Here is a 2,742-nt window from a genome sequence, read left to right as displayed (position 1 = left end):
GGTTTACGACTGCTTCGCAGCCGAACGCAGCCTCGCAGGCTCGACAGCTGCTACAAGTCGGACGCAGCTGCTACGAGCGTCAGGGGGTTAGAGTTGATCGAAATCCAGCACCACTTTGTCGCTGATCGGGAACGCCTGGCACGACAGCACATAGCCGGCGGCCACTTCGTAGTCTTCGAGGGCGTGGTTGCTGTCCATTTCCACTTCGCCTTCGATGACCTTGCACTTGCAGGTCGAGCACACGCCGGCCTTGCACGAGTAGGGCAGTTCGGCACCCTGGGCGTTGCCGGCATCGAGGATGCTCTGGCTGTTGCGCGGCAGATCAAAAGCCAATGCGCGGCCATCGCTGATGACGGTGATCTGGCTGACCGCCGCATCCACCTGGCGGGCCGCCTCGCGGGCTTCACGTTTCTGCTGGCTGCCAGCGGCGGCGAACAGTTCGAAATGGATACGCTCAGACGCCATGCCTTTGGCCTTGAGGCTGTCGCGCACGGTTTCGGTCATCTCTTGCGGGCCGCAAATGAACGCGGCGTCGAGGGCTTTGACGTCAAGCCAGCGGGAGAACAACTGCTCGCATTTCTCGGCGTTGATCCGGCCGTTGTACAGGTCGACATCCTGCTGCTCGCGGCTGAACACGAAAATCAGGTTCAGACGCTGCAAGTAGCGGTTTTTCAGGTCTTCCAGTTGCTCGCGAAACAGCGCGCCAGAGCTGGAACGGTTGCCGTACAGCAGTGTGACGCGGCTGTGCGGCTCGGTTTCCAGGGTGGTCTTGATGATCGACAGGATCGGCGTGATGCCGCTGCCCGCTGCTACGGCCAGGTACTGGCCGTGGCGCGCCGGGTCGAGTTCGACACTGAAGTGCCCGGCGGGCGGCATGACGTCCAGCGTGTGCCCTGCCTTGAGTTGCTCGTTGGCAAACGCCGAGAAGCGCCCACCCGTCACCCGCTTGACCGCGATGCGCAGCTCACCGTCATTCACGCCGGTGCAGATCGAGTAAGAACGGCGGACTTCTTCGCCGTCCAACTGGGTGCGCATCACCAGGTGCTGGCCCTGGGTGAAGTGAAAACTGTCCTGCAGGTGTTGCGGAATCTCGAAGGCGATGGACACCGCGTCACGGGTCTCGGTGCGCACGTCCTTGATGGTCAGGCTGTGAAATTTACTCATTATTGTTCTCCAGCTGGGACGGCCGATTGCCGCTCAGATGCACTTGAAATAGTCGAACGGTTCCCGGCAATCGATGCAGCGATACAGGGCCTTGCACGCGGTGGAACCGAACTCGCTGAGCACTTCGGTGTGGGCGCTGCCGCATTGCGGGCAGACGACCACCGGGCTTTCACCGAGCAGGCTGCGCTTGCTGGTGCTGCCCTCCGGCGGGGCGATGCCATAGGCGCGCAAGCGTTCACGGCCACTGGCGCTGATCCAGTCGGTGGTCCACGCCGGGGTCAACTTGCGCTCAAGTTGCGGCGCCTTGAACCCGGCCAGTTCCAGTGCCTCGCGGATGTCGCTTTCGATCACTTCGGTGGCGGGGCAACCGGAGTAGGTCGGCGTGACCACCACGTGCAAGTGACCGGCCTGCCAGTCCAGGTCGCGGACGATGCCGAGGTCGACCACGCTGACCACCGGCACTTCCGGGTCCATGACCTGCGCCAGGGTTGCCCACGCGGCGGCCAGGTCAGTCGGTTGTGCCGCCCGGGCGCCCAGGTCGCTGGCGATCAGCTCACCAGGTTGCATCGGGGTACGCTCGTGGCAGGAATTGCATCTCTGCCAACAGGATGCCGAGGTGTTCGGTGTGCAGCCCTTTGCGTGCGTTCAGGTAGAAATAATTTGGCGCGGCGGGTACGGGCAGGGTGGCACTGGCGAAAATTGCGTTGACCTTGGCTTGCCACTGCGCGGCAACGCTGGCGATGTCCGGGGTGATGCCGGCTTCGCACAGGCGCTGCTCGCTGTCATCGGCGGCAATCAGTTCGACGGTGAAGCGCCAGACCTCAGGGATCGCCGCCAGCATGCGCCGATGGCTTTCTTCAGTGCCGTCACCCAGGCGCTCGACCCACTCGCCGGAGCGGCGCAGGTGATAGGTCACTTCCTTGACCGCTTTGGCGGCGATCCCGGCAATGCGCTCGTCGCTGGACTGGCTCAGGCCCTGCAGCACCGGCAAATGCCAGGCGTCATAGAGGAACTGCTTGAGCATGGTCACCGCGAAGTCGCCGTTGGGTTGCTCCACCAGCAGCAGGTTGCGATAAGCGCGCTCGTCACGGCGGAACGCCAGGTCATCGGCGCTGCGGCCGTCGTTCAGCAGTTCGGCGGCGTATTCCAGCCAGTTGCGTGCCTGACCCACCAGGTCGAGGCCGACGTTCATCAACGCCAATTCTTCTTCCAGCGCCGGGGCCTTGCCGCACCATTGGCACAGGCGCTGGCCCTGGATCAGGGCGCTGTCGCCGAGGCGCAGCAGGTATTCGATCAGATCAGTCTGGTTGTTCATGGTCGACCTCACATGTGCCCGACTTCGGCCGGCAGCTCGTAGAAGCTGGCGTGGCGATACACCTTGTCGTCCGACGGATCGAACAGCGGGTCTTTTTCATCCGGCGACGAAGCGGTAATCAGTGCCGACGGCACCACCCACAGGCTCACGCCTTCGCTGCGACGGGTGTAGAGCTCGCGCGCGTTCTCGATGGCCATGGTGGTGTCGGCGGCGTGCACGCTGCCGACGTGCTTGTGGTTGAGGCCGTGCTTGCTGCGCACGAA

4 protein-coding genes are annotated in these 2,742 nt (G+C 63.6%); all 4 read right to left on the bottom strand.

Features of this window, described 5'->3' with window-relative positions:
• Nucleotides 1–87 precede the first annotated feature (87 nt).
• Nucleotides 88–1,164, bottom strand: coding sequence for a 1,2-phenylacetyl-CoA epoxidase subunit PaaE (paaE, locus tag AC1D2P_RS30545; RefSeq protein WP_477758376.1), 1,077 nt, complete (start codon nt 1,162–1,164; stop codon nt 88–90).
• Between the two features lie 33 nt (nt 1,165–1,197).
• Nucleotides 1,198–1,731: a 1,2-phenylacetyl-CoA epoxidase subunit PaaD gene (gene paaD / locus AC1D2P_RS30540; protein WP_077431704.1), complete on the bottom strand. Its 534-nt coding sequence runs from the start codon at nt 1,729–1,731 to the stop codon at nt 1,198–1,200.
• The gene (gene paaC, locus AC1D2P_RS30535) at nt 1,718–2,479 is read right to left on the bottom strand and encodes a 1,2-phenylacetyl-CoA epoxidase subunit PaaC (protein ID WP_477758375.1); all 762 of its coding nucleotides are present in this window, start codon (nt 2,477–2,479) and stop codon (nt 1,718–1,720) included. The genes paaD and paaC overlap by 14 nt, the downstream gene beginning before the upstream one ends.
• 8 nt (nt 2,480–2,487) lie before the next feature.
• Nucleotides 2,488–2,742: 1,2-phenylacetyl-CoA epoxidase subunit PaaB (gene paaB, locus AC1D2P_RS30530; RefSeq protein ID WP_477811763.1), on the bottom strand; the 255-nt coding region annotated here is incomplete at its 5' end.

Source organism: Pseudomonas sp. P1_F1_2 (assembly GCF_056405815.1).
The sequence above is the reverse complement of the archived record's forward strand: the minus strand, read 5'-3'. Positions and strand labels throughout refer to the sequence as shown.